This window comes from Pseudomonas sp. H26/SER47-MNA-CIBAN-0231 (genome assembly GCF_040310465.1).
Classification (GTDB): domain Bacteria; phylum Pseudomonadota; class Gammaproteobacteria; order Pseudomonadales; family Pseudomonadaceae; genus Aquipseudomonas; species Aquipseudomonas atacamensis.
This window is the reverse complement of the sequence record NZ_JBEOPW010000004.1, coordinates 291,687-318,671: the sequence shown is the minus strand read 5'-3', so window position 1 is coordinate 318,671 and position 26,985 is coordinate 291,687. Positions and strand designations below refer to the sequence as shown.

Here is a 26,985-nt window from a genome sequence, read left to right as displayed (position 1 = left end):
CGACCACGATAACGCTTATCACGTTTAAGACAGTTTTGTGCGCTGATCCTGATTAATCAATTCTGCACCGCGAAAAGATGACCGACATTTGCCAAACGCTGAAAAGCAACTAGCGTCATAGTTCGAAAGCATTAATAGCTATTCTTGACTGCCTCAGCGAAACGGCTCTGGAATGGGCCTTTGGGGCTACAGCGTTATGCCCGCAACGGGCGCACTAGTCATTCATTAACAATGGAATGTGACCATGCACTGATCCATGTCAGCTGTTCGAACAGACAACAGTACTAGGCTGTGAGCTCTCCTTTCCTGCAATGGAGTCATGCAAATGTCTGAAGCGCCCGGAAAACTAAGACTCGGTGCACTGGTTGCACTGGTAGTCGGTTCAATGATTGGTGGCGGGATATTTTCGTTGCCACAAAACATGGCCGCCAGCGCCGACGTCGGTGCAGTGCTGATCGGCTGGGCCATCACCGCAGTCGGCATGCTCACCCTCGCATTTGTCTTTCAAACCCTCGCCAATCGCAAGCCTGACCTGGACGGCGGGGTCTACGCCTACGCCAAGGCCGGATTCGGCGACTACATGGGTTTCTCGTCGGCCTGGGGCTACTGGATCAGTGCCTGGCTGGGCAACGTCGGCTACTTCGTTCTGCTGTTCAGCACCCTCGGCTATTTCTTTCCGATCTTCGGCGAAGGCAATACCCCGGCGGCGGTGATCGGCGCGTCCTTGCTGCTGTGGGGCGTGCATTTCCTGGTGTTGCGCGGGATCAAGGAAGCGGCGTTCATCAACCTGGTGACCACCGTCGCCAAGGTCGTACCGCTGCTGCTGTTTGTGCTGATTGCGGTCTTCGCGTTCAAACTGGACATCTTCACCGCCGACATCTGGGGCGTGAAAAACCCCGATCTGGGCAGTGTGATGAACCAGGTGCGCAACATGATGCTGGTCACCGTCTGGGTGTTCATCGGCATCGAAGGCGCGAGCATCTTCTCTGCCCGCGCCGAGAAACGTTCGGACGTCGGCAAGGCCACCGTGATCGGCTTCATCACCGTGCTGCTGTTTCTGGTGCTGGTGAACGTGCTGTCGCTGGGCATCATGACCCAGCCGGAACTGGCGAAACTGCAGAACCCGTCGATGGCCGCCGTGCTTGAGCATGTGGTCGGTCACTGGGGGGCGGTGCTGATCAGCGTCGGCTTGATCATCTCGCTGCTCGGTGCGCTGCTGTCGTGGGTGCTGCTGTGTGCCGAGATCATGTTCGCCGCCGCCAAAGACCACACCATGCCGGAGTTTCTGCGCAAGGAAAACGCCAACCATGTGCCGGTCAACGCCCTGTGGCTGACCAACGCGATGGTGCAGGTGTTCCTGATCATCACCCTGTTCTCGGCCAGCACTTACCTGTCGCTGATCTACCTCGCCACCTCGATGATTCTGGTGCCGTACCTGTGGTCAGCGGCCTATGCCCTGCTGCTGGCGGTGCGCGGCGAGAGCTACGAAGGCTTCGCCGCCGAGCGGCGCAAGGATCTGATCATCGGCGGTATCGCCCTGATCTATGCGGTGTGGTTGTTGTATGCCGGCGGGGTCAAGTACCTGCTGCTGTCGGCCCTGCTCTACGCGCCCGGCGCAATCCTGTTCGCCAAGGCCAAGCTGGAACTCAAACAACCGGTTTTCACCAACGTCGAGAAGCTGATTTTCGCCGCAGTGGTCGTGGGCGCCGTGGTGGCGGCCTACGGTCTCTACGATGGCTTCCTGACGCTGTAACCCCTGATTGAATTGTCATCTGGAGGAACACAGAAATGACCACGGAAAAAGTGAAGTACGGCGTCCACTCCGAAGCCGGGAAACTGCGTAAAGTCATGGTTTGCTCCCCAGGTCTGGCCCATCAGCGGCTGACCCCGAACAACTGCGATGAACTGCTGTTCGATGACGTGCTGTGGGTGGCGCAGGCCAAGCGCGATCACTTCGACTTCGTCACCAAGATGCGCGAGCGCGGCATCGACGTGGTGGAAATGCACAACCTGCTGACCGACATCGTCGCCATTCCCGAAGCGCTGGACTGGATTCTTGAGCGCAAGGTGACCGCCGACTCGGTGGGCCTGGGCCTGATCAGCGAAGTGAAATCCTGGCTGAAAAGCCTCGAGCCACGGCACATCGCCGAATTCCTGATTGGCGGCGTCTCGGCCGATGATCTGCCGGACAGCTTCGGTGGCAAGACCATCCAGATGTTCCGCGATTTCCTCGGCCACTCCAGCTTCATCCTGCCGCCGCTGCCCAACACCCAGTTCACCCGCGATACCACCTGCTGGATCTACGGGGGCGTGACGCTGAACCCGATGTACTGGCCGGCGCGCCGTCAGGAAACCCTGCTGACCACCGCCATCTACAAATTCCATCCGCAGTTCACCAACGCCGAATTCGAGATCTGGTACGGCGACCCGGACAAGGATCACGGCAACTCCACCCTTGAGGGCGGCGACGTCATGCCGATCGGCAACGGTGTGGTGCTGATCGGCATGGGCGAGCGTTCATCGCGGCAGGCCATCGGCCAACTGGCGCTGAACCTGTTCAACAACAAAGCGGTGGAAAAAGTCATCGTCGCCGGCCTGCCGAAGTCCCGCGCAGCAATGCACCTGGACACCGTGTTCAGCTTCTGCGACCGCGACCTGGTGACGATCTTCCCGGAAGTGGTCAACCAGATCGTCGCCTTCACCCTGCGTCCTGACGAAAGCAAACAGGGTGGCATCGACATCCGCCGCGAAGAAGGCAGCTTCCTCGACACCGTCGCTGCGGCGCTCAATCTGCCGAAACTGCGCGTGGTGGAAACCGGCGGCAACAGCTTCGCCGCCGAACGCGAGCAATGGGACGACGGCAACAACGTGGTGGCGATGGAGCCGGGCGTGGTCATCGGCTACGACCGCAACACCTACACCAACACCCTGCTGCGCAAGGCTGGCGTGGAGGTCATCACCATCAGCGCCGGCGAACTCGGCCGGGGCCGTGGCGGCGGTCACTGCATGACCTGCCCGATCATCCGCGACCCGATCGATTACTGATCTTTGAGCCTTCGCCGCGACTTATCGAGCGCGGCCAAGGGGATAACCGAAACCCAAGGAGATCCATCATGGCTTTTAACATTCACAACCGTAACCTGCTCAGCCTGGAACACCACACCCCACGTGAGCTGCGTTACCTGCTCGACCTGTCCCGCGATCTGAAACGCGCGAAATACACCGGCACCGAGCAACAACACCTGAAGGGCAACAACATCGCCCTGATTTTCGAGAAAACTTCGACCCGTACCCGTTGCGCCTTCGAAGTGGCGGCCTATGACCAAGGCGCCAACGTCACTTACATCGACCCGAACTCCTCGCAAATCGGCCACAAGGAAAGCATGAAGGACACCGCCCGCGTGCTCGGGCGCATGTACGACGCCATCGAGTACCGTGGCTTCAAACAGGAAATCGTCGAGGAGCTGGCCAAGTTCGCCGGCGTGCCGGTGTTCAACGGCCTGACCGATGAATATCACCCGACCCAGATGATCGCCGACGTGCTGACCATGCGTGAACACGCTGACAAGCCGATCCATGAAATCAGCTACGCCTATTTGGGCGACGCGCGCAACAACATGGGCAACTCGCTGCTGCTGATCGGCGCCAAGCTCGGCATGGACGTGCGCATCTGCGCGCCAAAAGCACTGTGGCCGCTGGACGATCTGGTGGCGCGCTGCAAAAAATACGGTGAGGAAAGCGGCGCACGCATCACCCTCACCGAAGATCCGAAAGAAGCGGTCAAAGGCGTCGACTTCATTCACACCGATGTCTGGGTATCGATGGGCGAACCGGTGGAAGCCTGGGCCGAGCGCATCCAGCAGCTGCTGCCGTATCAGGTCAACGCCGACCTGATGAAAGCCACCGGCAACCCGCGTACCAAGTTCATGCACTGCCTGCCGGCCTTTCACAACAGCGACACCAAGGTCGGCAAACAAATCGCCGAGCAGTATCCGCACCTGAAAAACGGCATCGAAGTGACCGACGACGTGTTCGAGTCGCCAGCCTGCATCGCCTTCGAGCAAGCGGAAAACCGCATGCACACGATCAAGGCGATTCTGGTTTCGACACTGGCTGATCTCTGACTGGTTGAAGATGATCGTTCCCACGCTCCCGCGTGGGAATGCATCCCGTGACGCTCTGCGTCACAGCGGACGCAGAGCGTCCGTGGCGGCATTCCCACGCAGAGCGTGGGAACGATCAATACGAAAAGGACATGCACCATGCGTATCGTCGTAGCCCTGGGCGGTAACGCCCTGCTCCGCCGTGGTGAGCCGATGACCGCTGACAACCAGCGCGCCAACATCCGCATCGCCACCGAGCAAATCGCCAAGATCCATCCCGGCAACCAACTGGTCATCGCCCACGGCAATGGTCCGCAAGTCGGTCTGCTGTCGCTGCAAGCGGCGGCCTACACCTCTGTCACCCCCTACCCGCTGGACGTGCTCGGCGCTGAAACCGAAGGCATGATCGGCTACATCATCGAACAGGAACTGGGCAATCTGCTCGACTTCGAAGTGCCGTTCGCCACCCTGCTGACCCAGGTCGAAGTCGACGCCAACGACCCGGCATTCAAGAACCCGACCAAACCGATCGGCCCGGTCTACGAGAAAGCCGAAGCGGAAAAACTCGCCGCCGAGAAAGGCTGGGCAATTGCTGCCGATGGCGACAAGTTCCGCCGCGTCGTCGCCAGTCCACGGCCGAAACGCATCTTCGAAATCCGCCCGATCAAGTGGCTGCTGGACAAGGGCAGCATCGTCATCTGCGCCGGAGGCGGCGGCATTCCGACCATGTACGACGAGCAGCGCAACCTCAAAGGCATCGAGGCGGTGATCGACAAGGATCTGTGTTCGTCGTTGCTTGCCGAGCAACTGGAAGCCGACCTGCTGGTGATTGCCACCGACGTCAACGCGGCTTTTGTCGACTATGGCAAACCCACCCAGAAAGCCATCGCCGAAGCCCACCCGGACGAACTTGAGCGCCTTGGTTTTGCTGCCGGCTCAATGGGGCCGAAGGTGCAGGCAGCCTGCGAATTCGCGCGCCATACTGGCAAGGTCGCGGTGATCGGTTCGCTGGCCGATATCGAAGCCATCGTCCAGGGCACCGCCGGTACGCGGGTCAGCACGGCGAAGCCGGGGATCAGCTACCGATAACAATAAACGCCGGGGCAGGCTCAAGGCCTGCTCCGCTTCCATGCCTTGAAAGGAGTAGCTCAATGGCCCAGTTCGAACCCGGTCATCTGCACATCGAGCGGCACGCGTTGACCGACGATGACGTCAATTACAACGTGCATCTGGACTATGAAGTGTTCACCGATCCGCAGAAAGGCAAAGGGATTCAGTTCACCCTGCACGGCAGCATGCAGGGCAAGGACATGAAGGAGGCGTTTTTCCTGCCCAAGGAAGAGGCCTACAACTTCGCCCGCGACGTGACCCGGATCGCCGAGAAGTACGGCATACCCAAGACCCACAGCCAGATCGGTTCGGTGCACAAGCATTACGATCTGATGTTTGAAGACATTCGGCAGAAGTTGAATATGCAGTCGGGGGATCCGGTGAACCTCGAGCATTTCGAATAAAAATCAAAAGCCCCTCACCCTAGCCCTCTCCCGGAGGGAGAGGGAACCGATTGGGGGATGCTGCAGCATTGCGTCGACCTGATCCTGCATCACTGAATCCATAATCGCCCGGTACTTTCAGGTCGATGCATAACCCCAGACACCTCGGTCGGCTCCCTCTCCCTCCGGGAGAGGGCTGGGGTGAGGGGGCTTTTGATTTAAGGCATACTTGCCCCCCTCCGCTCTGCAGATCACTGAACCGCCCCCATGCGTATCCACGTCAGCTTCATCGACCGCGTCGGCATCACCCAGGAAGTCCTGGCTATCCTCGGTGGACGCAATCTCAATCTGGATGCGGTGGAGATGATCCCGCCGAACGTCTACATCGACGCGCCGACCCTCAGCCCGCAAGTGCTCGAAGAACTGAAAGATGCGCTGTTTCGCGTGCTCGGCGTGGAAGCGGTGACCGTAGTCGATATCCTCCCCGGCCAGCGCCGGCACTTGCAGCTCGATGCCCTGCTCGCAGCGATGACCGACCCAGTGCTAGCCCTCGACAGCGCAGGCAAGGTGCTGCTGGCCAACCCGGCGCTGATTGCCCTGTACGGTCGCGAACCGGCCGGTGAAAGTGTCTCGGCGCTGTTCAACGATCCCGGTCTGCTCGACACCCTGCTGGAAAACGGCTTTCGCCTGCCGCTGCGCGAAATCACTGTCAATGGCCAGACCCTGCTGCTCGACGCCACGCCGATCACCGACGCCGGCGCCCTGCTGACCCTGTATCAACCAAATCGCATCGGCGAACAACTCTCGGCACTGCACCACGATCACGCCGAAGGCTTCGACGCCCTGCTCGGCGAGTCTCCGGCGATCCGCACACTCAAGGCCCGTGCGCAACGGGTCGCCGCCCTTGATGCACCGCTATTGATTCAGGGCGAAACCGGTACCGGCAAAGAATTGGTGGCCCGCGCCTGTCACGCGATCAGTGCGCGGCACAGTGCTCCTTTTCTGGCGTTGAACTGCGCAGCGCTGCCGGAAAACCTCGCCGAAAGCGAACTGTTCGGCTACGCCCCCGGCGCCTTCACCGGCGCGGCGCGTGGCGGTAAGCCGGGGCTGATGGAACTGGCCAACCAGGGCACGGTGTTTCTCGATGAAATCGGCGAGATGTCGCCGTACTTGCAGGCCAAACTCCTGCGTTTTCTCAACGACGGCAGCTTCCGCCGCGTCGGTGGTGATCGGGAAGTAAAGGTCGACGTGCGCATCCTCAGCGCGACGCACCGCGATCTGGAAAAAATGGTCAGCGAAGGCCTGTTCCGCGAAGACCTGTTCTATCGCCTCAACGTGCTCAACGTCGAAGTGCCGCCGCTGCGTGAACGCGGTCAGGACATCCTGCTGCTGGCGCGTTATTTCATGCAGCAGGCCTGTGCGCAGATCCAGCGCCCGGTCTGCCGCCTGGCGCCCGGCACTTATCCGGCGCTGCTCGGCAATCGCTGGCCGGGCAACGTGCGGCAATTGCAGAACGTGATTTTTCGCGCAGCGGCGATTTGCGAGAGCAGCCTGGTCGATATCGGCGACCTCGACATCGCCGGCACTTCCGTGGCGCGCCAGGCCGATACCGATGTCGACAGCCTGGAGCAAGCGGTCGAATCGTTCGAACGAGAGCTACTGGAAAAGCTCTACGTCAGCTATCCCTCGACCCGACAACTGGCGAGCCGCTTGCAAACCTCGCACACCGCTATCGCCCATCGCCTGCGCAAATACGGCATTCCCAATAAACCCTGACTCACCGCGCATCCCTATTGCAGGAAAATTCCCGATGTGGGAGCGAGCCTGCTCGCGAAAGCGGTATATCAGCAAAATAGCTGGCGCCTGATACACCGTCTTCGCGAGCAGGCTCGCTCCCGCAGGGTTTTATGGCGGATTCGAAATCCGTCCAAAAACGACCTCCACCTGTACCGAAAGCGCTACAGCGGAACGATATCGCTACACCCGCCTGCGACCAGCGCTGCGCAACGCTTTGATCCGATTAAGCTTTTCTCCTCGCCCAAAGCTGTAGCGATTTCGCTACGGGCGCAACCTGCCGACACCTACCTGAAAAATCCAAGCCATTGATTTATATAGATAAATCAACCTTGGCCGCATTCTTGCTACCTGCCTCCTCATCTATAGAGGGCTTCTGCCCCAAGCTTTCCACCGCGTCCACCAGACGAGTCTGGCCCCTGAGGAGTTTCCATGAGCGAGTTGCGTTTTACTGAAGATCACGAATGGCTGCGCACCGAAGCCGACGGCAGTGTCACTGTCGGCATCACCGCATTCGCGCAGAACGCCTTGGGCGACGTGGTGTTCGTGCAACTGCCTGAGCTGCAGGCTTACGAAAAAGGCGCTGAAGCCGCCACCGTGGAATCGGTGAAAGCCGCCAGCGGCGTGTACATGCCGCTCGATGGCGACGTGCTGGAAGTCAACCCGGCGCTGCAAGACGCTCCTGAGCTGGTCAACGAAGATCCGCTGGGCGAAGGCTGGTTCTTCCGCTTTCAGCCAAGCGACGCCGCCGCTGTCGGCAAACTGCTCGATCAGGACGCTTACGACCGTCTGATCAAAGCCCAAGCCGAAGCCTGAGGAATTACCCCATGACCGCCATCAATCTCGGCACCGCCAACGAATTCATCGCCCGTCACATCGGCCCGCGCGCCGGTGACGAGCAAGCCATGCTCAACAGCCTCGGCTTCGATTCCCTCGAAGCCCTGAGCGCCAGCGTCATCCCGGAAAGCATCAAGGGCACCAGCGTGCTGGGCATGGACGACGGCCTCAGCGAGGCCGACGCCTTGGCGATGATCAAATCCATCGCCGGCAAGAATCAGCTGTTCAAGACCTACATCGGCCAGGGCTACTACAACTGCCACACGCCGTCGCCGATCCTGCGCAACCTGCTGGAAAATCCGGCCTGGTACACCGCTTACACCCCGTACCAGCCAGAAATTTCCCAGGGCCGTCTCGAAGCGCTGCTGAACTTCCAGACCATGATCAGCGACCTCACCGGCCTGCCGATCGCCAACGCCTCGCTGCTCGACGAAGCCACCGCCGCTGCCGAAGCCATGACCTTCTGCAAACGCCTGAGCAAGAACAAGGGCAGCCACCAGTTCTTCGCCTCGATCCACAGCCACCCGCAAACCCTCGACGTGCTGCGCACCCGTGCCGAGCCGCTGGGTATTGACGTGGTTGTGGGTGATGAGCGCGAACTGACTGACGTCACGCCGTTCTTCGGCGCGCTGCTGCAATACCCGGCGAGCAACGGTGATGTATTCGACTACCGCGAGCTGACCGAGCGCTTCCACGCCGCCAACGCTCTGGTGGCCGTGGCCGCCGACCTGCTGGCCCTGACGCTGCTGACCGCACCGGGCGAATTCGGTGCCGACGTCGCCATCGGTTCGGCGCAACGCTTCGGCGTGCCGCTGGGCTTCGGTGGCCCGCACGCCGCTTATTTCTCCACCAAAGATGCGTTCAAGCGTGACATGCCGGGCCGTCTGGTCGGTGTCTCGGTTGACCGTTTCGGCAAGCCAGCGCTGCGTCTGGCGATGCAGACCCGCGAGCAACACATCCGCCGTGAGAAGGCCACCTCGAACATCTGTACCGCCCAAGTGCTGCTGGCCAACATCGCCAGCATGTACGCCGTTTACCACGGCCCGAAAGGCCTGACCCAGATCGCCAACCGCGTGCATCACCTGACCGCGATTCTGGCCAAGGGCCTGACCGCGCTGGGCGCTCAAGTCGAGCAGGCAAACTTCTTCGACACCCTGACCGTTGCCACCGGCGCGCACACCGCCGCGCTGCACGACAAGGCGCACGCTCAGCAGATCAACCTGCGTGTGATCGACGCTCAACGTCTGGGCCTGTCGGTCGACGAAACCACCACTCAGGCTGATATCGAAACCCTGTGGGGCCTGTTCGCCGACGGCAAGACCCTGCCGGACTTCGCTGCGCTGGCCGCCTCGGTGCAGAGCACCATTCCTGCTGCGCTGGTGCGCCAGTCGCCGATCCTCAGCCACCCGGTGTTCAACCGTTATCACTCGGAAACCGAGCTGATGCGCTACCTGCGCAAACTGGCGGACAAGGACCTGGCACTGGATCGCACCATGATCCCGCTGGGCTCGTGCACCATGAAACTCAACGCCGCCAGCGAAATGATCCCAGTGACCTGGGCCGAATTCGGTGCGCTGCACCCGTTCGCCCCGGCCGCACAAAGCGCCGGTTACCAGCAACTGACCGATGAGCTGGAAGCGATGCTCTGCGCCGCCACCGGTTACGACTCGATCTCGCTGCAACCGAACGCCGGCTCACAAGGTGAATACGCAGGTCTCCTGGCGATCCGCGCCTACCACCAGAGCCGTGGCGATGAGCGCCGCGACATCTGCCTGATCCCGTCGTCGGCCCACGGCACCAACCCGGCCACCGCGCAAATGGCTGGTATGCGTGTGGTCGTCACCGCGTGCGATGCCCGTGGCAACGTCGACATCGAAGACCTGCGTGCCAAAGCCATCGAGCACCGCGAACACCTCGCCGCGCTGATGATCACCTACCCGTCGACCCACGGCGTGTTCGAAGAAGGCATTCGCGAAATCTGCGCGATCATTCACGACAACGGCGGCCAGGTGTACATCGACGGCGCCAACATGAACGCCATGGTCGGCCTCTGCGCACCGGGCAAGTTCGGCGGCGACGTTTCGCACCTGAACCTGCACAAAACCTTCTGCATCCCGCACGGCGGTGGCGGCCCGGGCGTCGGTCCGATCGGCGTCAAATCGCACCTGACCCCGTTCCTGCCGGGCCACGGCCAGATGGAACGCAAGGAAGGCGCGGTCTGCGCGGCACCGTTCGGCAGCGCAAGCATTCTGCCGATCACCTGGATGTACATCCGCATGATGGGCGGCGCTGGTCTCAAACGCGCTTCGCAACTGGCGATCCTCAATGCCAACTACATTTCCCGTCGCCTCGAAGAGCATTACCCAGTGCTCTACACCGGCAGCAACGGCCTGGTGGCGCACGAGTGCATCCTCGATCTGCGTCCATTGAAAGACAGCAGCGGCATCAGCGTCGATGACGTCGCCAAACGCCTGATCGACTTCGGTTTCCACGCGCCGACCATGTCGTTCCCGGTCGCTGGCACGCTGATGATCGAGCCGACCGAAAGCGAATCCAGGGAAGAACTGGACCGCTTCTGTGACGCGATGATCCGCATCCGAGAAGAAATCCGCGCAGTGGAAAACGGCACACTGGACAAGGAAGACAACCCACTGAAAAACGCCCCGCACACCGCAGCGGAACTGGTTGGCGAATGGACCCACCCATACAGCCGCGAGCAAGCGGTGTACCCGGTCGCGTCGCTGATCGAAGGCAAATACTGGCCGCCGGTCGGCCGCGTCGACAACGTCTTCGGCGATCGCAACCTGGTCTGCGCCTGCCCGTCGATCGAAAGCTACGCTTAATGGAATGAGGGGGCGGGTTCGCCCGCCCCTTTCTTCACAACACCACAAAACCCTGTGGGAGCGAGCTTGCTCGCGAAAGCGGTAGGTCAGCCAACCTCGATGTGACTGACACTGCGCCTTCGCGAGCAAGCTCGCTCCCACAGGGAATGTGCTAAGCCCGAAAATCAGCCAATCCCTATAACAAGAAACCGGAGAACCACTCATGTCGTTAAGCGTGTTCGACCTGTTCAAGATTGGCATCGGTCCCTCCAGTTCCCACACCGTCGGCCCGATGCGCGCCGCTGCGCGCTTTGCCGAGGGTTTACGCCGCGAAAACCTGCTGACCAGCACCGCCAGCGTGCGTGTCGAGCTGTACGGTTCGCTCGGTGCTACCGGCAAAGGTCACGGCAGCGATAAAGCCGTGCTGCTCGGCCTTGAAGGCGAGCACCCGGACACGGTCGACACCGAAACCGTCGCCGCGCGCCTGCAGGAAATTCGCGGCAATGGCCGGCTGAATCTGCTTGCTGAACACAGCATTGCGTTCAACGAGAAAGAACATCTGGCGATGATCCGCAAGCCGCTGGCCTATCACCCCAACGGCATGATCTTTCGCGCCTTCGATGCGGCGGGGATTCAGATCCGCAGTCGCGAGTACTACTCGGTTGGCGGTGGTTTTGTTGTCGATGAAGATGCCGCCGGTGCCGATCGCATCGTCGAAGATGCAACGCCACTGACCTTCCCTTTCAAAAGCGCCAAGGACTTGCTCGGTCATTGCGCTACGTACGGGCTGTCGATCAGCCAGGTGATGCTGACCAATGAAAGCGCCTGGCGCCCGGAAGCCGAAACCCGTGCCGGCCTGCTGAAAATCTGGCAGGTGATGCAGGACTGCGTCGCTGCTGGCTGTCGTAACGAAGGTATCTTGCCGGGCGGTTTGAAGGTCAAACGCCGGGCGGCGGCGCTGCATCGGCAATTGTGCAAGAACCCGGAATCGGCCCTGCGCGATCCGCTGTCGGTGCTCGACTGGGTCAATCTTTATGCACTGGCGGTCAACGAAGAAAACGCCAACGGCGGGCGCGTGGTCACTGCGCCCACCAATGGCGCGGCGGGCATCATTCCGGCGGTGCTGCATTACTACATGCGTTTTATCCCCGGGGCGAATGACGACGGTGTCGTACGTTTTCTGCTGACCGCTGCCGCGATCGGCATTCTTTACAAGGAAAACGCTTCGATCTCCGGCGCCGAAGTCGGTTGTCAGGGTGAAGTCGGCGTGGCCTGTTCGATGGCGGCCGGCGCTCTGTGCGAAGTGCTCGGCGGCAGCGTGCAGCAAGTCGAGAACGCTGCGGAAATCGGCATGGAACACAACCTCGGCCTGACCTGCGACCCGATCGGCGGTCTGGTGCAGGTGCCTTGCATCGAGCGCAACGCGATGGGCTCGGTGAAAGCCATCAACGCGGTGCGCATGGCCATGCGGGGCGACGGTCAGCATTTCGTCTCCCTCGACAAAGTCATCCGCACGATGCGCCAGACCGGCGCCGACATGAAAAGCAAATACAAGGAAACCGCCCGCGGCGGCCTGGCGGTCAACATTATCGAATGCTGATTACGAACTCAGCCAAACGTAACTAGCTCCCTCTCCCTCCGGGAGAGGGCTGGGGTGAGGGGCTCTTGATCTTGCCTCTCACCCGCAACCCAAATTCAAAGGAGCCACGCATGTCCACCGAACAACTCTCGAAAACCCCGCTGCACGCACTGCACCTCGAACTCGGCGCGCGCATGGTGCCGTTCGCCGGCTACGACATGCCCGTGCAATACCCGCTCGGCGTGATGAAAGAACACCAGCACACCCGTGAGCAAGCCGGGTTGTTCGACGTCTCGCACATGGGCCAGATTCGCCTGACCGGTGCCAATGCGGCGAATGCCCTGGAAACCCTGGTGCCGGTGGACATCATCGACCTGCCGGTGGGCATGCAGCGTTATGCGATGTTCACCAACGAAAGCGGTGGGATTCTCGACGACCTGATGGTCGCAAATCTGGGCAATGACGAGCTGTTCCTGGTGGTCAACGCCGCGTGCAAGGATCAGGATCTGGCGCATCTGCAAAAACACATCGGCGATCAGTGCACCATTACGGCGCTGTTCGAAGAGCGCGCCCTGCTCGCCCTGCAAGGTCCGGCAGCCGTCACCGTGCTGGCGCGTCTTGCGCCGGACGTGGCGAAGATGACGTTCATGCAGTTCAACCGCGTGTCGTTGCTGGGCGTGGACTGCTTTGTCAGCCGTTCGGGCTACACCGGTGAAGACGGTTTCGAAATCTCGGTACCGGCCGCTGAAGCGGAGAAACTAGCCCGCGCCCTGCTCGCCGAGCCAGAGGTCCAGGCCATCGGCCTTGGCGCCCGTGATTCGCTGCGTCTGGAAGCCGGCCTGTGCCTGTACGGCCATGACATGAACACCGAGACCACACCGATCGAAGCCAGCCTCCTGTGGGCGATCTCCAAGCCACGCCGCGCCGATGGCGCACGGGCCGGGGGCTTCCCGGGCGCCGAGCAGATCTTCGCGCAGCAACAAAATGGCGTGGCACGCAAACGCGTCGGCCTGCTGCCACAGGAGCGCACCCCGGTGCGTGAAGGCGCAGAAATCGTCAACGAGGCCGGCGAGATCATCGGCAGCGTGTGCAGTGGCGGCTTCGGCCCGACCTTGGGCGGGCCATTGGCGATGGGATACCTTGACACCGCTTACGTCGCGCTCGATACACCTGTGTGGGCCATCGTCCGTGGGAAAAAGGTGCAAATGCTTGTAAGCAAAATGCCATTTGTTCCACAACGCTACTATCGCGGTTGATCGACTGTTTCTATAAGTAACGCGATTGCGTTATGCGTGCACTAATGTGTAACGCAATCGCCATAAAACAGTGCGTTTTTTAACATCTGTTTCGAATATGAACGTTGCTTATAACGACTGCAAAAAACTGAACCAGACAATCGTCTAAGACTGCACTAGTGAACCGTCTAATTTCCGCGAAGAGCAGTAAAACCGGGGCCTTCGCAGGGCTTGTTTTTTCTCCCGTAGTTGGCGTAGAGTTTGTCCACTGTGTTTGCATGGGTCAGCTTGGAATCGTGACCTGGGCAGTAGCCTACAAGTTAGCTACATCCCGCTCGACGTCTTCTTACTCCTTGCAACCAGCTCCAGTACTCTTTCATGTGAAAGGGGCTGTCATCAATTTATGCGTCAAAGGAAATAAGAAATGTCCACACGTCAGAGCGGTACCGTCAAGTGGTTTAACGACGAGAAAGGTTTTGGTTTTATCACTCCAGAAAGCGGTCCGGATCTGTTCGTACATTTCCGCGCCATTCAGGGCAACGGCTTCAAGAGCCTGAAAGAAGGCCAGAAAGTGACTTTCGTTGCTGTGCAAGGCCAGAAAGGCATGCAGGCTGACGAAGTACAAGCAGAAGCCTGATCTTCTGATACGAAAAAGCCCCTGATATTGATATCAGGGGCTTTTTTGTGCGCGCTAATCCGTAAAATGGCGCTTCCATTCACGCCTTGAGGCTGCCATGTCGAAACACCTGCTCACGCCGCAAGGGGACTTTCCTCCCGTTGCTCTCGGTCGTCGTCTGGCGGCGATGTTCTACGACTTCCTGCTGTGCACCGCCCTGCTGATCGTCACCGGATTCATCTACAAGTTGATCCAGGCGGCGATCATTGGCGAAGAGCGTCTGCGAGTGATGACCGATGCCGGCCAGCTCGATGGCGATCCACTCTACTCCACGGTGCTGCTGTTGGTGTTGTTCGGCTTCTTCGCCAAGTTCTGGACCCATGGCGGGCAGACGCTGGGCATGCAGGTATGGGGGATCCGCGTGCAGAACGCCAACGGCACGGCCATCAGCCTGTGGCAGGCGCTGTTGCGCTTTATGGTGTCGATCGCGTCGTGGTTGTGTATCGGGCTGGGGTTCTTCTGGTCGCTGTTCGACAAGCAGAAGCGCACCTGGCATGACATCTATTCGGATACCCGTGTGGTGCGAATCCCTAAGAAGAGCAAATAATTTCCATACTCAAGAGTCGGCCTGTGGTGAGGGGATTTATCCCCGTCCGGCTGCGTAGCAGTCGTAAAGGAGCCCACGCGGTATCCCTGATATGCCGCGGTGTTTGATTTAGGGCGGCTTCGCCACCCAACGGGGATAAATCCCCTCACCACAGGGCTCACTCCTACAAGGGGTTCACTCAGGCGTTACCGGCCAGCTTCATCCGCGCTGCCTGGGTGAAGTCGAGCATGCGCTTCAACGGGCGAATCGCCTGGGGAATCAGCGCCGGATCGACAAAGATCTCGTTGGTGCCTTCTTTCAGGCTCTTGAGCGTGCGCTCAAGTGTGTTCATGGCCATCCACGGGCAATGCGCGCAACTGCGGCAAGCCGCGCCGTTACCGGCGGTAGGCGCTTCGATAAAGACCTTGTCCGGGCACAGCTGCTGCATCTTGTAGAAGATGCCACGGTCGGTGGCGACGATCAGGGTCTTGTTCGGCAGGCTTTGCGCGGCAGCGATCAACTGGCTGGTGGAACCGACGGCGTCCGCCAGTTCGATTACCGAAGTCGGCGACTCTGGATGCACCAGAATCGCCGCGTCCGGATACAGCGCCTTCATGTCTTCGAGCTGCTTGGACTTGAACTCTTCGTGAACGATGCAGGCACCATCCCAAAGCAGCATGTCGGCGCCGGTCTTGCGCTGAATGTAAGTGCCCAGGTGCTTGTCCGGGCCCCAGATGATCGTCTCGCCGTTGTCCATCAGGCTTTCGACGATTTCCAGTGCGCAGCTCGAAGTCACCACCCAGTCAGCCCGAGCCTTCACGGCGGCGGAAGTGTTGGCATACACCACCACAGTACGTTCCGGGTGCTGATCGCAGAACGCCGAAAACTCGTCGACCGGGCAGCCCAGGTCCAGCGAGCAGGTCGCCTCCAGGGTCGGCATCAGCACGCGTTTTTCCGGATTGAGAATTTTTGCCGTCTCGCCCATGAACTTGACGCCGGCGACCACCACGGTCTTGGCCGGATGGGCATTGCCGAAGCGGGCCATTTCCAGGGAGTCGGAAACACAGCCGCCGGTTTCTTCGGCCAGGGCCTGAATCACCGGATCGCAATAGAAGTGGGCCACGAGCACCGCGTCCTGAGCCTTGAGCTCGGCGGCGATGGCGGAACGGTAGTAAGCCTCCTCTTCTGCCGTCAGCGGTTTCGGCTGTTTGGCGTCGAGGTGGGCTTGAACCAGAAGGCGTTCGGAAATCTGCGTCATGTTCGCAAGACCTGCAGGCGCATTCGCGCGAAAGTCGAGTATACACCCGGCTCCGGACCACTAGAGGGTACCGCCGGGAGAGTGAGTATCATCAGGCACGGGACAGCGTTGAAGCTGCGCAAGGCTACAGAATATCCCGTTGATACAAAAGATGAATCTGACCTATGTCAGATCGGGCCGCAATGAAAGATTGAATGCCAGAATTGCAGGCAAAAAAAAACCCGGAAATCCTCACTTTCGTGGGCCTTCCGGATTTTCTAAACCGCCAAATATGGTGGGTCGTGTGGGATTCGAACCTACGACCAATTGGTTAAAAGCCAACTGCTCTACCAACTGAGCTAACGACCCGCTGTGTGGTGGCGCGTATAATACTGATTTTTAAGGACTATTCAACACCTTTTTTGAAAAAATCAAAAATAAGGGGTTGGATCGTCCACACCAGCTGCCGCGAAGCCTTCTGCGCGCAGGCGGCAGCTGTCGCATTTGCCGCAGGCGCGGCCGTCATCGTCTGCCTGATAGCAGGAAACCGTCAGGCCATAATCCACGCCCAGCTTCACGCCGGCCTGGACGATCTGTGCTTTGCTCAGGTTCTGCAGCGGCGCCTGGATGCGGAAGCCATTGCCTTCTACGCCAGCCTTGGTCGCCAGATTGGCCATGCGCTCGAACGACTCGATGAACTCGGGACGGCAGTCCGGGTAGCCGGAATAATCCACTGCATTGACGCCGATGAAGATGTCGCGGGCGCCGAGCACTTCGGCCCAACCCAATGCCAACGACAGGAAAACCGTGTTGCGCGCCGGCACGTAAGTCACCGGAATGCCTTCGCCCAGCTCTTCCGGAATGTCGATGCTGGTGTCGGTCAGCGCCGAGCCGCCCATGCCATTGAGGTTCAGTCCGATGACCTTGTGCTCGACCACACCCAGGTCGCGAGCAACGCGGGCGGCGGCGTGCAATTCGGCATGCGAGCGCTGGCCGTAATCGAAGCTCATGGTGTAGCAGGCGTAGCCTTCGGCGCGTGCCATCGCCACGACGGTGGCCGAGTCGAGGCCGCCCGAAAGCAGGATAACGGCACGTTTTTCGGTAGTGTTCAGTTGTTCAATCATCTCAGCGCCCCGGCTCATCATTCCATAGATATTTATGCAACTGCAGTTGCAGCCGCACTGGCAGGTTGTCTGCCACCACCCAATCCGCCAGATCCCTGGCATTGAGGTCATGATGACTTGGGGAGAAAAGCACTTCACCCGCACGTCGATCAAGCCCGTACTGGATCAGCTTCGATACCGCCCAGTCATAGTCTTCCCGCGAGCAGATGACAAACTTCACCTGATCGTTGCGGGTCAGCAGTTCGATGTTCTCGTAACGGTTGCGATGGGCTTCTTTCGAGCCCGGCGTTTTCAGATCGACGACGCGACTGACACGCGGATCGACAGCGGATACGTCGAGGGCGCCGCTGGTTTCCAGCGAGACCTCGTAACCGGCATCACACAACCGCTCAAGCAAAGGAATGGCGTTCGGCTGAGCCAACGGCTCACCGCCGGTGACACAAACGTAGCGCGGACGATATCCGGCCACTTGCTCAAGGATGTCGTCGAGGGTACGGACGGTGCCGCCGCTGAACGCGTAAGCGCTATCGCAGTACTGGCAACGCAACGGGCAACCGGTCAGGCGCACGAAAACCGTGGGCAGCCCGGCAGTCCGAGTTTCCCCCTGCAACGAGTAGAAAACTTCGGTGATTCTCAATGTGTCTTGCATAGTCGCCACGGGCGTAACAGCTAAACAGGCTGTCCGCCTCCGTCAGGCACTTCAGGCAATCCCGCCAACGCGTAGACCACAAGAAGCGTGTTTCAGAAAAAGGGCGTGAATTCTAACGAAAAAACCCGCGACAAGCGCGGGTTTCTTCAAAACACGGATGAACAGGCTTACATGCGCTGCAAATCACGCTGGGCCAGCTGCGCGGCGGAAGTGCCCGGATATTGGGACACCACCTGCTGCAGAATGCCTTTGACCTTGTCGGTGTGACCGAGGCGGCGCTCTACGTCAGCCAGCTTGTACAGCGAGTCCGGCACTTTGTTGTGCTTGGGATACAGCTGCGAAACCTTGGCAAAGGCCTGACCTGCACCTTGCAGATCACCCTTGGCCAGGTTCACTTCGCCCAACCAGTACTGGGCGTTGCCCGCGTACTGGCTGTTGGGGTATTTGCGCAGGAAAGCGGCGAAGGCCTGGCTGGCTTTGTCGAAATCCTTGGCTTTGATCAGGTCGAAAGCGGCATCGTAATACAGCTTTTCCTTGGCCGGATCAGCCGGTTCGCTACCCGCGGCAGGTGCCTGGGCTGCCGCAGCAGCACCCGCGCCTGCGGCAGCACCGGCAGCAGCACTTGCATCGCCACCGGCAGAAGAATTCTCGGGAGTCGCGGCTGGTGCAACGCCGGATCCTATGCGCCGATCAAGATCCTGGTATCGCTCCAGGGATTCCTGCTTCATGCGCGAAACCTGATTCTGCAGTTCTTCGATCACGCCCTGTTGGCGCGAGATCTGATCCTGCATCTGTTGCAATTGGTTGAACAGCATGCCTTGTGCCGAGGCAGGGGCCGAAGCCGCTCCCCCGGCATAGGCGCCGTTCGTACCGTAACCCGCAGGCGGATAACTGCTCCCGCTATTGTTATAACCGGAGTTGTCATCGACCACAGGAACCGCAGCCCACGCCGCAAGCGGCGCGAGGCTGAGAGCCAGAACAGTTACAGCACGACGGCACGTTCGCATATCGAATTACTTACGCAGTTCGACGCGACGGTTCTGGGCCCAGGACTGCTCGTCGTTGCCGGTAGCAACTGGACGCTCTTCGCCGTAGGAAACCAGTTCCAGCTGAGCTGGGGAAACACCTTGCAGTACCAGGTAGCGCTGAACGGCTTTCGCACGACGCTCGCCCAGTGCCATGTTGTACTCACGAGTACCACGTTCGTCGGTGTTGCCTTCCAGAACAACGCGAGCGCCGTTTGCTTTCAGGTCTTTGGCGTGAACGTCCAGAGCGCGCATGGCTTCTGGCTTCAGGTCCGAGCTGTCGTATTCGAAGTAGAAGGTGGTGATTGCGCGCAGAGCAGCTTCTTCGCTCAGGGAACCGTCAACGGCACCAGTGTTTGCGCCGTAACCAGCGTTTGGATCAACAGCGCCTTCACCGGCGTTGTCGCCGCCTTTGGACGAGCAACCTACAGCTACAGCCATGGCCAGAGCCAGCGCAGCAAATTTACCAAACTTCAGCATTTCCATCGTGAAACTCCTAATGAACCCCAGTGTGTTAAGTAAAACGTGTAGCGCCCGCTCACTTCAGGTAAGGGGACCAGGACGGTTCTCTGACTTCGCCTTGAGCGGTAGGAAGCGGGAGCCTCACGCGTCCATTAATGGACACGAGCATCAAGACTCCCCGGCCCTGTTGGCGGGTGGCGTAGATTACCATGGTGCCGTTGGGCGCAACAGTAGGTGACTCGTCCAGAGTGCTATCAGTGAGGATCTTTACACTACCCCGCTGCAGATCCTGAGCTGCCACCTTGAAATTGGTGAAGCCATCCTGACGATGAATCATCACCAAAGTCTTTTCATCAGCCGAAAGTTTCGGGTTGGCGTTGTAGTTGCCCACGAACGTCACACGCTCGGCACCACCGCCACCGACGCTGGTTTTATAGATTTGCGGCTTGCCGCCACGGTCCGAGGTGAAATAGATGGTCGAGCCATCCTTGCCCCAGAACGGTTCGGTATTGATGCCCTGGCCATTGGTTACGCGGCTGATCTGACGCGAACCGAGGTTCATTACGTAGATGTCCGGGTTACCGTCTTTCGACAGAACGAACGCGAGGCGATTGCCATCCGGCGACCAGGCTGGCGCGCCGTTGAGGCCTTCGAAGTTGGTGATCTGCTCACGGCGACCGGTGTCGATGTTCTGCATGAAGATACGCGGACGCTTCTGCTCGAACGACACGTAGGCGATACGCTTGCCGTCCGGTGCAAAACGCGGCGACAGAATCGGCTCGCGCGATTGCAGCAGAGTCACTGCGCGGGCACCGTCATAGTCGGAGCGTTGCAGGGTGTAACGGGTGTTCTTCTCGGAAAAACGCTCGGCCGTCACGTACAGCAGGCGCGTCGAGAAGGCACCTTCAATGCCGGTCAGCTTCTGGAAAGACTGATCGGAGATGAAGTGCGCCATGTCACGGATCTGGTCGGTCGTACCGGAAACACTGCCGTCCGCCACTTTCTGCTCGGTGGCGACGTTGAACAGCGCCCACTGCACCTGCAGGCGACCGCCCGCTGGAGCGATGCTGCCGACCATCATGTACTGAGCACCCACCGCCTTCCAGTCACGGAAGATGATTTCGCTCGGCTGGCTTGGCTGGCTGATCATGTTGGCTTTCGGAATCGGCGAGTAATAGCCCGAGTTGCGCAAATCGTTGCCAATGATTTCAGCCATGTCATCCGGCAGCACGGCGCCGCCCTGCATGCCGAACGGTACGACGGCGATCGGAGTAGCCCGGTCGCTGCCGCTGGTGACCAGAATGTTCTTTTCATCTGCCGCCGCGATCCCTGCCATGCAGCAGATCACGACCAGCATTCCTCGAAGAAGGTTTCTCACAAGGCTAGATCCTCAGGTGTGAATGTCATCTTGAATGAACGATACGGAGCGAAATCGCTCGGCTTCATTCCCTGCATTTCTGTCAAACGTCCAATATTCTTCACTGCCGCGACTGCCGAAGCATCGAACGGACCGTCACCACTGGACTTGGCCACGCTGACCGAAGTCACCGTGCCGTCCGGCAACATGCCGATTTGCAGCACGACCGTCATGCCTTTGCGCGCCGAAGGAGGACGAGCCCAGCCTTCTGCTGCGCGAGCGCGAATCAGGTCATCGAAACTGCCGGCAACCTCGTCACCCTGCTCATCGGCCAGGGCCTGCTGACGCTGCGGCGTGTCGGAAAGCAGATCTGCCAGGGCCTGGGCCTTTTTGTCTTCGGCGGATTTGCGTGCCGCTTCCTGCGCTTTCTTCTTCGCAGCATCGGCAGCAGCTTTCTTCTTCGCGTCTTCGGCGACTTTCTTCTTCGCCTCTTCAGCTTCAGCTTTCTTCTTGGCGTCTTCGGCGGCTTTCTTCTTCGCGTCTTCGACGATCTTCTTCTTGGCTTCTTCGGCAGCGGCTTTCTTCGCCTCCTCCTCAGCAGCCTTCTTCGCTTCGTCTTCGGCCTTCTTCTTGGCTATATCAGCCAATTGTTTCTCTTCGGCCTTTTTCGCTTCGGCTTTCTTCGCGTCGTCGGCTTTCTTGGCTTCATCAGCCTTTTTCGCCTCGTCGGCTTTTTTCGCCTCGTCGGCCTTCTTGGCTTCCTCGGCCTTTTGAGCCGCTTCCTCTTTCTTTTGTTCCGCCGCCTTCACCGCTTCCTGCTCGATCTTTTTCTGTTCCATCTGTTCGACTTCGGTCTGGCGCGCGGCGGATTTCTTCGCCTCACCCGCAATCTTCTGATTGGTCTGGGTGGTCGCCTGACTTTTCGATTTCAGCTGGTACAGAGTCGCCTGGACGATCGGCTTGGCCGGCGGCAGTTCGGGCGTGAAGGCAAAACTGACGAACAGCATGCCGAACACCAGCACGTGCAGGACGATTGCCAGAACACTAGGCCAGAAGTAGCTTTCCGAGGCGGACGGCTCTCGCTGTTGCTGCATCAGGGGGCCTCGGTAATCAGACCAACGTTACCGACCCCGGCTTTCTGCAACCCGCCCATGGCGCCCATGACGGCGCCGTAGTCGACAGTCTTGTCACCACGAATGAACACCTGGGTGCGTTTGCCGCCCTCGGTGCCGGCGCGAATGATCTTGGTCACCGCGTCAGTCATCTGTGGCAGGGTCATGGCCCTGTCCTGTTGCTTCTCGGTGTCGACTTCGCTGCCAAGGTTCCAGTAGTAGGTCTTGTCAGCCTTGATCGAAATGGTCAGGACCTGGGTGTTGTTGTCCTGCGGCAAGGCTTCGCTGGAAACCTTGGGCAGATCAACTTTCACGCCCTGATTGAGCATCGGCGCGGTCACCATGAAGATGACCAGCAGCACCAACATCACGTCGATGTAGGGCACCACGTTCATCTCGGCGACCGGCTTGCGCTTTTTGCGAGCTCGAGCGATTAAAGCCATCGGGAAATACCTGCTTATTCTTCGCTGGTGTGCACTTTGCGGTGCAGGATCGCCTGGAATTCATCGGCGAAGGTGTAGTAGCGGCCCAGCAAGGTTTCGCTGCGCGCAGCAAAACGGTTGTAAGCGATGACCGCCGGGATCGCAGCGAACAGGCCGATCGCGGTGGCGATAAGGGCTTCGGCGATACCCGGAGCAACGGTGGCGAGGGTCGCTTGCTGAGCGCTGGCCAGACCGCGGAAGGAGTTCATGATCCCCCACACGGTACCGAACAGACCGATGTACGGGCTGACCGAACCGACGGTGGCGAGGAACGGCAGGCTCTGCTCGAGTTTCTCTTCTTCGCGCGAGATGGCCACGCGCATCGCACGAGCGACACCTTCCATCACGGCTTCAGGATCGACACCTGGCTGCTGACGCAGACGGGAGAACTCCTTGAAACCGGCACGGAAGATCTGCTCCACGCCCGAATCCGGATCAGGGTTGCTGCCAGCCTGACGGTACAGTTTGGACAGGTCGATACCCGACCAGAAGCGCTCTTCGAAGCTCTCCAGGGCGCGTCGACCGGCGCGCAGCAAGTTGCTGCGCTGAAAGATCATGATCCATGAGGTCACCGATGCGGCCACCAGGGTCAACATTACCAACTGCACCACGATGCTGGCATTGCTGACCAGGCTCCACATGGAGGAATGGTCGACGACGTTAGCTTCCACGCTTTATCTCCTGCTTTGAGTGTGTACCCGGGCCGACCGCGTCGGCGAAGGCCGCACGCAGGTCTTCGGGAAGGGCCCGGGGTTTCAAACTGTCGGTGCGCACGCAGGCCACCAAAAACTGCCCTTCGCAGAGCAGTACATTATCCGTGGCCCGCCTGACCTGCTGCTTGAAGCGCAGGCTGGCACGGTTCAATTCGATTACATCAGCGCTTACCAGCAGTTCGTCATCCAGTCGCGCCGGCGCGTGATAGCGCGCTTCGCTGGAATGCACGACGAACAACAGGTCCTCTCCGGCAAGCACAGATTGGGCAAAGCCCAGTTCCCGTAGCCGCTCGGTTCGAGCCCGTTCCATAAACTTGAGGTAATTAACGTAATACACGATGCCGCCCGCATCGGTGTCCTCGTAATAAACGCGACAACGATGTGCGAACGGCTCAAGCCCGTTTTGCGCGCGCATACTCTAGTGCTTACTCCTCAGGTTGCCAATCCGGCCAGACAACTGTTTTTCGTGGTTTCAAAGCTTTAACGCAAAAGTACCGTCGTCTGACAGTACAAACCCTGAATAAATCACCAACAAATGTGTATCAATCGTCGACGGCGTCGAGAAACTCGTCTGCCACGGGCATCTCGCCCATGCGTGACGGAACATTCAAACCGAAATGCAAATAGGCATGCCGAGTCACTACCCTGCCCCGAGGCGTGCGCATGATATAGCCCTGCTGGATCAGATACGGTTCGAGCACGTCTTCAATGGTGTGGCGCTCTTCACTGATCGCCGCCGCCAGACTGTCGATACCAACCGGACCGCCGTCGAACTTCTCGATCATGGTCAACAGCAGGCGCCGGTCCTGGTGATCGAAACCGTGTTCGTCGACGTCCAGCAGGTTCAGCGCCAGATCCGCCACCGCTTTGGTGATGTGTCCCTTGGCGCGTACTTCAGCGAAATCGCGCACCCGCCGCAGCAGACGGTTGGCAATTCGCGGCGTGCCACGGGCGCGACGGGCGATCTCGAACGAACCTTCCGGGTCCAGCGGCAGACCGAGAATCGCCGCCGAACGACTGACGATGGTTGCCAGATCCGCTGTGCTGTAGAACTCCAGGCGCTGGACGATACCGAAGCGATCTCGCAGCGGATTGGTCAGCATGCCGGCGCGGGTGGTGGCGCCGACCAGCGTGAATGGCGGCAGATCGAGTTTGATCGAACGCGCCGCCGGCCCCTCGCCAATCATGATGTCGAGCTGGAAATCTTCCATCGCCGGGTACAGCACTTCTTCAACGATCGGCGACAGACGATGGATTTCGTCGATGAACAACACGTCGTGCGGCTCAAGATTGGTCAGCAACGCGGCCAGATCACCCGGGCGTTCCAGCACTGGCCCGGAGGTGCTCTTGATCGACACACCCATTTCCTGGGCAATGATGTTGGCCAGCGTGGTCTTGCCCAGCCCCGGTGGGCCGAAGATCAGGGTGTGATCGAGGGATTCACTGCGGCCACGCGCAGCCTGGATGAACAGCTCCATCTGCTCGCGCACGGTCGGCTGGCCAATGTAGTCGGCCAGACTGACCGGGCGGATGGCCCGATCCTGGACTTCTTCGCGCTCGCGCGGGCTGTGCGCGGCGGCGATCAGACGATCAGCTTCAATCACTTAAATCATTCCCTTCAGAGCGCGGCGGATCAGGTCTTCGCTGCTCAGGTTCTTGTCTTTGATCGCGGAAATCGCCTTGCTCGCTTCCTGCGGCTTGTAGCCCAACGAGATCAACGCGCTGACCGCATCGGTCTCGGCGCTGTTGACCGGCGCCGGGCCATCCGGCTGATTCGGCACCAGCGCGAACATCGCCGGCGAGGTTTCCCAGGCCTTGAAGCGATCTTTCAATTCCACCAGCAGACGCTCGGCGGTCTTCTTGCCAACCCCCGGGACCTTGGTCAACGCCGAAGTGTCCTGAGATTGCACGCAGCGCACCAGCTCATCGACTTCCAGGCTCGACATCAACGCCAGCGCCAGTTTCGGCCCGACGCCGTTGAGACGGATCAGCTCGCGGAAAAAGTCTCGCTCACGCTTGCCGGCAAAACCATAGAGCAATTGCGCATCTTCGCGTACGACCAAATGGGTGTGCAGGGTCAGCGGTTCACCGACCGACGGCAACCGATAAAGCGTGGTCATCGGCACTTCCACCTCATAGCCGAGGCCATTGACATCGAGAATCAGGTGCGGCGGCTGTTTCTCAGCCAGGGTGCCGCGCAAGCGTCCAATCACGTTTTGAATCCTTGAGCGCTGGCCAGCCGTGGGCTGGCGACGATTGAAGGTGGCTTGCGCGCCGGCAACACAGGCACCGCAAAGCCACTTTCAGGAAAATTGATGCTGATGCTATCAGAGACGCAGGCGCCCGCCACGACTGCGTGCGGTTCCCAGCCCGTGCGGCAGCAGGCTTGAGCGCGTATGCGCATGGCAAATGGCAATCGCGAGGGCGTCGGAGGCGTCGATCTGCGGCTTGCTGGTCAACTTGAGCATGTGCATGACCATCATCTGCACCTGTTCTTTATTGGCCGCACCGGTGCCGACCACGGCCTGTTTGACTTGCGTGGCGGTGTACTCGGCGATTTCCAGACATTCTTCGGCGCCGGCAACAATCGCAGCGCCCCGTGCCTGTCCGAGCTTCAGCGCCGAGTCGGCGTTTTTCGCCATGAACACTTTTTCAATACCCATGGTCACCGGGCCGTAGGTCTTGATGATTTCGCGCACGCCGCGATAGACGATTTGCAGACGCTCATGCAGCTCGCCGGAGCCGGTGCGAATGCAGCCCGAGGCCACATAGATGCAGCCACCCCGCCCGGTATCGCGAACGATCCCGTAACCGGTGATGCGCGAACCGGGGTCGATACCAAGAATTAGAGTCATAAAGCCTGCAGAAAATGATGCGAAAGCTGAGGGTACATTTAGGAGCTGCCGAAGGCTGCGATCTTTGTGTTTTTAAAAGATCAAAAGATCGCAGCCTTCGGCAGCTCCTACAGAGGAAGTGTAGAGCCAGCAAAAAACTGCAACCTTTCTATTTACATCAGCCAAGCTGAGCGGCGACGTCTTCCGGGATATCCGCGTTGGAGTAGACGTTCTGCACGTCATCCAGGTCCTCAAGCATGTCGATCAGCTTGAGCACCTTCTCCGCCCCTTCCAGATCCAGCTCGGCGCTGGTGGTCGGCTGCATGACGATTTCCGCATCATCGCCCTTGAACCCGGCCGCTTCCAGCGCGTTGCGCACCGCATAGAAACCGGTGAACGAGGTAAACACGTCGATCGAACCATCTTCGTGGGTGACCACGTCATCGGCATCGGCTTCCAGCGCCGCTTCGGTCAGTGCGTCTTCATCGACACCCGGGGCGAAACTGATCTGGCCCTTGCGCTCGAACAGATAGGCCACCGAACCGTCGGTGCCGAGGTTGCCGCCACACTTGCTGAACGCATGACGCACGGCTGCGGCGGTACGGTTGCGGTTGTCGGTCATGCACTCGACCATCACCGCCACGCCGCCCGGACCGTAACCTTCGTAGGTCAGTTCTTCAACGTTGTCCGCTTCAGTAGCACCGGCACCGCGCGCGACGGCACGGTCGATGATGTCGCGGCTCATGTTCGCGCTCAACGCCTTGTCCAGAGCCAGACGCAGACGCGGGTTGGAACCCGGATCACCGCCACCCTGACGGGCCGCAACGGTCAGTTCACGGATCCACTTGGTGAAGATCTTGCCCCTCTTGGCATCCTGACGTTCTTTGCGGTGCTTGATGTTTGCCCACTTGGAATGACCTGCCAT

26 protein-coding genes and 1 tRNA gene are annotated in these 26,985 nt (G+C 59.8%); 12 read left to right on the top strand and 15 right to left on the bottom strand.

Annotated features, from left to right (window positions below):
• The first annotated feature begins 325 nt into the window (after positions 1-325).
• From arcD to AAEZ10_RS08845, 12 genes are all read left to right on the top strand, one after another.
• Positions 326-1,753 carry an arginine-ornithine antiporter gene (gene arcD, locus AAEZ10_RS08900; RefSeq protein ID WP_041479781.1) on the top strand — a complete coding sequence of 476 codons (1,428 nt, stop codon included), beginning with the start codon at positions 326-328 and terminating at the stop codon, positions 1,751-1,753.
• Positions 1,754-1,788: 35 nt separating this feature from the next.
• Positions 1,789-3,045, top strand: coding sequence for an arginine deiminase (gene arcA / locus AAEZ10_RS08895; protein ID WP_016773516.1), 1,257 nt, complete (start codon positions 1,789-1,791; stop codon positions 3,043-3,045).
• A 68-nt stretch (positions 3,046-3,113) separates the two neighbouring features.
• Complete coding sequence (locus tag AAEZ10_RS08890; RefSeq protein WP_024014074.1) at positions 3,114-4,124, top strand: ornithine carbamoyltransferase; 1,011 nt, start codon at positions 3,114-3,116, stop codon at positions 4,122-4,124.
• A 138-nt stretch (positions 4,125-4,262) separates the two neighbouring features.
• Entirely contained in the window at positions 4,263-5,192 is a 930-nt protein-coding gene (gene arcC / locus AAEZ10_RS08885) for a carbamate kinase (RefSeq protein ID WP_071173357.1), read from the top strand.
• 62 nt (positions 5,193-5,254) lie between these two features.
• Positions 5,255-5,617, top strand: a complete 363-nt coding sequence (locus tag AAEZ10_RS08880) for a DUF5064 family protein (RefSeq protein ID WP_041479784.1) — start codon at positions 5,255-5,257, stop codon at positions 5,615-5,617.
• Positions 5,618-5,863: 246 nt separating this feature from the next.
• On the top strand, positions 5,864-7,372 hold the full coding sequence (gene gcsR / locus AAEZ10_RS08875; protein ID WP_073472002.1) for a transcriptional regulator GcsR: 1,509 nt from the start codon (positions 5,864-5,866) through the stop codon (positions 7,370-7,372).
• 450 nt (positions 7,373-7,822) lie between these two features.
• The gene (gcvH, locus tag AAEZ10_RS08870) at positions 7,823-8,206 is read left to right on the top strand and encodes a glycine cleavage system protein GcvH (protein ID WP_039758162.1); all 384 of its coding nucleotides are present in this window, start codon (positions 7,823-7,825) and stop codon (positions 8,204-8,206) included.
• Between the two features lie 11 nt (positions 8,207-8,217).
• Positions 8,218-11,070 (top strand): aminomethyl-transferring glycine dehydrogenase, encoded by a 2,853-nt coding sequence (gene gcvP, locus AAEZ10_RS08865; protein WP_350568823.1) that lies wholly within the window; start codon positions 8,218-8,220, stop codon positions 11,068-11,070.
• 202 nt (positions 11,071-11,272) lie between these two features.
• Positions 11,273-12,649 carry an L-serine ammonia-lyase gene (locus tag AAEZ10_RS08860; RefSeq protein ID WP_073471995.1) on the top strand — a complete coding sequence of 459 codons (1,377 nt, stop codon included), beginning with the start codon at positions 11,273-11,275 and terminating at the stop codon, positions 12,647-12,649.
• A gap of 110 nt (positions 12,650-12,759) precedes the next feature.
• On the top strand, positions 12,760-13,884 hold the full coding sequence (gene gcvT, locus AAEZ10_RS08855; RefSeq protein ID WP_110646608.1) for a glycine cleavage system aminomethyltransferase GcvT: 1,125 nt from the start codon (positions 12,760-12,762) through the stop codon (positions 13,882-13,884).
• 403 nt (positions 13,885-14,287) lie between these two features.
• The gene (locus AAEZ10_RS08850; RefSeq protein WP_003227496.1) at positions 14,288-14,500 is read left to right on the top strand and encodes a cold-shock protein; all 213 of its coding nucleotides are present in this window, start codon (positions 14,288-14,290) and stop codon (positions 14,498-14,500) included.
• 97 nt (positions 14,501-14,597) lie between these two features.
• Entirely contained in the window at positions 14,598-15,086 is a 489-nt protein-coding gene (locus tag AAEZ10_RS08845) for an RDD family protein (protein ID WP_016773510.1), read from the top strand.
• 178 nt (positions 15,087-15,264) lie between these two features.
• On the opposite strand, the gene nadA is transcribed toward AAEZ10_RS08845, so the two are convergent.
• The 15 genes from nadA to AAEZ10_RS08770 all read right to left on the bottom strand — a co-directional run bounded on the left by nadA (position 15,265) and on the right by AAEZ10_RS08770 (position 26,985).
• Positions 15,265-16,323 carry a quinolinate synthase NadA gene (nadA, locus tag AAEZ10_RS08840; RefSeq protein ID WP_016773509.1) on the bottom strand — a complete coding sequence of 353 codons (1,059 nt, stop codon included), beginning with the start codon at positions 16,321-16,323 and terminating at the stop codon, positions 15,265-15,267.
• A gap of 272 nt (positions 16,324-16,595) precedes the next feature.
• Positions 16,596-16,671: transfer RNA gene (locus tag AAEZ10_RS08835), tRNA-Lys, on the bottom strand.
• A gap of 62 nt (positions 16,672-16,733) precedes the next feature.
• Positions 16,734-17,426, bottom strand: coding sequence for a 7-cyano-7-deazaguanine synthase QueC (gene queC / locus AAEZ10_RS08830; protein WP_071173362.1), 693 nt, complete (start codon positions 17,424-17,426; stop codon positions 16,734-16,736).
• Between the two features lies 1 nt (position 17,427).
• Positions 17,428-18,075, bottom strand: a complete 648-nt coding sequence (queE, locus tag AAEZ10_RS08825) for a 7-carboxy-7-deazaguanine synthase QueE (RefSeq protein WP_041479789.1) — start codon at positions 18,073-18,075, stop codon at positions 17,428-17,430.
• A 167-nt stretch (positions 18,076-18,242) separates the two neighbouring features.
• Complete coding sequence (gene ybgF, locus AAEZ10_RS08820; protein ID WP_024014085.1) at positions 18,243-19,082, bottom strand: tol-pal system protein YbgF; 840 nt, start codon at positions 19,080-19,082, stop codon at positions 18,243-18,245.
• Between the two features lie 6 nt (positions 19,083-19,088).
• Positions 19,089-19,586 carry a peptidoglycan-associated lipoprotein Pal gene (gene pal, locus AAEZ10_RS08815; protein WP_003178634.1) on the bottom strand — a complete coding sequence of 166 codons (498 nt, stop codon included), beginning with the start codon at positions 19,584-19,586 and terminating at the stop codon, positions 19,089-19,091.
• 52 nt (positions 19,587-19,638) lie between these two features.
• Positions 19,639-20,919, bottom strand: a complete 1,281-nt coding sequence (tolB, locus tag AAEZ10_RS08810; protein WP_016773506.1) for a Tol-Pal system beta propeller repeat protein TolB — start codon at positions 20,917-20,919, stop codon at positions 19,639-19,641.
• A gap of 17 nt (positions 20,920-20,936) precedes the next feature.
• Positions 20,937-22,013, bottom strand: coding sequence for a cell envelope integrity protein TolA (gene tolA / locus AAEZ10_RS08805; RefSeq protein ID WP_016773505.1), 1,077 nt, complete (start codon positions 22,011-22,013; stop codon positions 20,937-20,939).
• The gene (tolR, locus tag AAEZ10_RS08800) at positions 22,013-22,465 is read right to left on the bottom strand and encodes a protein TolR (protein ID WP_160767866.1); all 453 of its coding nucleotides are present in this window, start codon (positions 22,463-22,465) and stop codon (positions 22,013-22,015) included. The genes tolA and tolR overlap by 1 nt, the downstream gene beginning before the upstream one ends.
• 23 nt (positions 22,466-22,488) lie before the next feature.
• Complete coding sequence (gene tolQ, locus AAEZ10_RS08795; protein ID WP_008080223.1) at positions 22,489-23,184, bottom strand: protein TolQ; 696 nt, start codon at positions 23,182-23,184, stop codon at positions 22,489-22,491.
• Positions 23,174-23,641 (bottom strand): tol-pal system-associated acyl-CoA thioesterase, encoded by a 468-nt coding sequence (gene ybgC / locus AAEZ10_RS08790; RefSeq protein WP_041479792.1) that lies wholly within the window; start codon positions 23,639-23,641, stop codon positions 23,174-23,176. Before ybgC ends, tolQ begins: the two co-directional genes overlap by 11 nt.
• A gap of 127 nt (positions 23,642-23,768) precedes the next feature.
• Entirely contained in the window at positions 23,769-24,830 is a 1,062-nt protein-coding gene (gene ruvB / locus AAEZ10_RS08785; protein WP_024014087.1) for a Holliday junction branch migration DNA helicase RuvB, read from the bottom strand.
• Positions 24,831-25,439 (bottom strand): Holliday junction branch migration protein RuvA, encoded by a 609-nt coding sequence (ruvA, locus tag AAEZ10_RS08780; protein WP_024014088.1) that lies wholly within the window; start codon positions 25,437-25,439, stop codon positions 24,831-24,833. It abuts the gene before it with no gap.
• Between the two features lie 114 nt (positions 25,440-25,553).
• On the bottom strand, positions 25,554-26,081 hold the full coding sequence (ruvC, locus tag AAEZ10_RS08775) for a crossover junction endodeoxyribonuclease RuvC (RefSeq protein WP_016773501.1): 528 nt from the start codon (positions 26,079-26,081) through the stop codon (positions 25,554-25,556).
• A gap of 157 nt (positions 26,082-26,238) precedes the next feature.
• Positions 26,239-26,985 (bottom strand): YebC/PmpR family DNA-binding transcriptional regulator, encoded by a 747-nt coding sequence (locus tag AAEZ10_RS08770; protein ID WP_024014089.1) that lies wholly within the window; start codon positions 26,983-26,985, stop codon positions 26,239-26,241.

Coding starts and splice junctions, on each gene's coding strand:
- arcC (WP_071173357.1), top strand. CDS start 4,263: ATGCGTATCGTCGTAGCCCTGGGCGGTAACGCCCTGCTCCGCCGTGGT.
- gcvH (WP_039758162.1), top strand. CDS start 7,823: ATGAGCGAGTTGCGTTTTACTGAAGATCACGAATGGCTGCGCACCGAA.
- queC (WP_071173362.1), bottom strand. CDS start 17,426: ATGATTGAACAACTGAACACTACCGAAAAACGTGCCGTTATCCTGCTT.
- ybgF (WP_024014085.1), bottom strand. CDS start 19,082: ATGCGAACGTGCCGTCGTGCTGTAACTGTTCTGGCTCTCAGCCTCGCG.
- arcD (WP_041479781.1), top strand. CDS start 326: ATGTCTGAAGCGCCCGGAAAACTAAGACTCGGTGCACTGGTTGCACTG.
- arcA (WP_016773516.1), top strand. CDS start 1,789: ATGACCACGGAAAAAGTGAAGTACGGCGTCCACTCCGAAGCCGGGAAA.
- pal (WP_003178634.1), bottom strand. CDS start 19,586: ATGGAAATGCTGAAGTTTGGTAAATTTGCTGCGCTGGCTCTGGCCATG.
- AAEZ10_RS08890 (WP_024014074.1), top strand. CDS start 3,114: ATGGCTTTTAACATTCACAACCGTAACCTGCTCAGCCTGGAACACCAC.
- AAEZ10_RS08770 (WP_024014089.1), bottom strand. CDS start 26,985: ATGGCAGGTCATTCCAAGTGGGCAAACATCAAGCACCGCAAAGAACGT.
- AAEZ10_RS08850 (WP_003227496.1), top strand. CDS start 14,288: ATGTCCACACGTCAGAGCGGTACCGTCAAGTGGTTTAACGACGAGAAA.
- ruvC (WP_016773501.1), bottom strand. CDS start 26,081: ATGACTCTAATTCTTGGTATCGACCCCGGTTCGCGCATCACCGGTTAC.
- queE (WP_041479789.1), bottom strand. CDS start 18,075: ATGCAAGACACATTGAGAATCACCGAAGTTTTCTACTCGTTGCAGGGG.
- tolB (WP_016773506.1), bottom strand. CDS start 20,919: ATGCTGGTCGTGATCTGCTGCATGGCAGGGATCGCGGCGGCAGATGAA.
- AAEZ10_RS08845 (WP_016773510.1), top strand. CDS start 14,598: ATGTCGAAACACCTGCTCACGCCGCAAGGGGACTTTCCTCCCGTTGCT.
- gcvT (WP_110646608.1), top strand. CDS start 12,760: ATGTCCACCGAACAACTCTCGAAAACCCCGCTGCACGCACTGCACCTC.
- tolA (WP_016773505.1), bottom strand. CDS start 22,013: ATGCAGCAACAGCGAGAGCCGTCCGCCTCGGAAAGCTACTTCTGGCCT.
- AAEZ10_RS08880 (WP_041479784.1), top strand. CDS start 5,255: ATGGCCCAGTTCGAACCCGGTCATCTGCACATCGAGCGGCACGCGTTG.
- gcsR (WP_073472002.1), top strand. CDS start 5,864: ATGCGTATCCACGTCAGCTTCATCGACCGCGTCGGCATCACCCAGGAA.
- gcvP (WP_350568823.1), top strand. CDS start 8,218: ATGACCGCCATCAATCTCGGCACCGCCAACGAATTCATCGCCCGTCAC.
- nadA (WP_016773509.1), bottom strand. CDS start 16,323: ATGACGCAGATTTCCGAACGCCTTCTGGTTCAAGCCCACCTCGACGCC.
- AAEZ10_RS08860 (WP_073471995.1), top strand. CDS start 11,273: ATGTCGTTAAGCGTGTTCGACCTGTTCAAGATTGGCATCGGTCCCTCC.
- ybgC (WP_041479792.1), bottom strand. CDS start 23,641: ATGCGCGCGCAAAACGGGCTTGAGCCGTTCGCACATCGTTGTCGCGTT.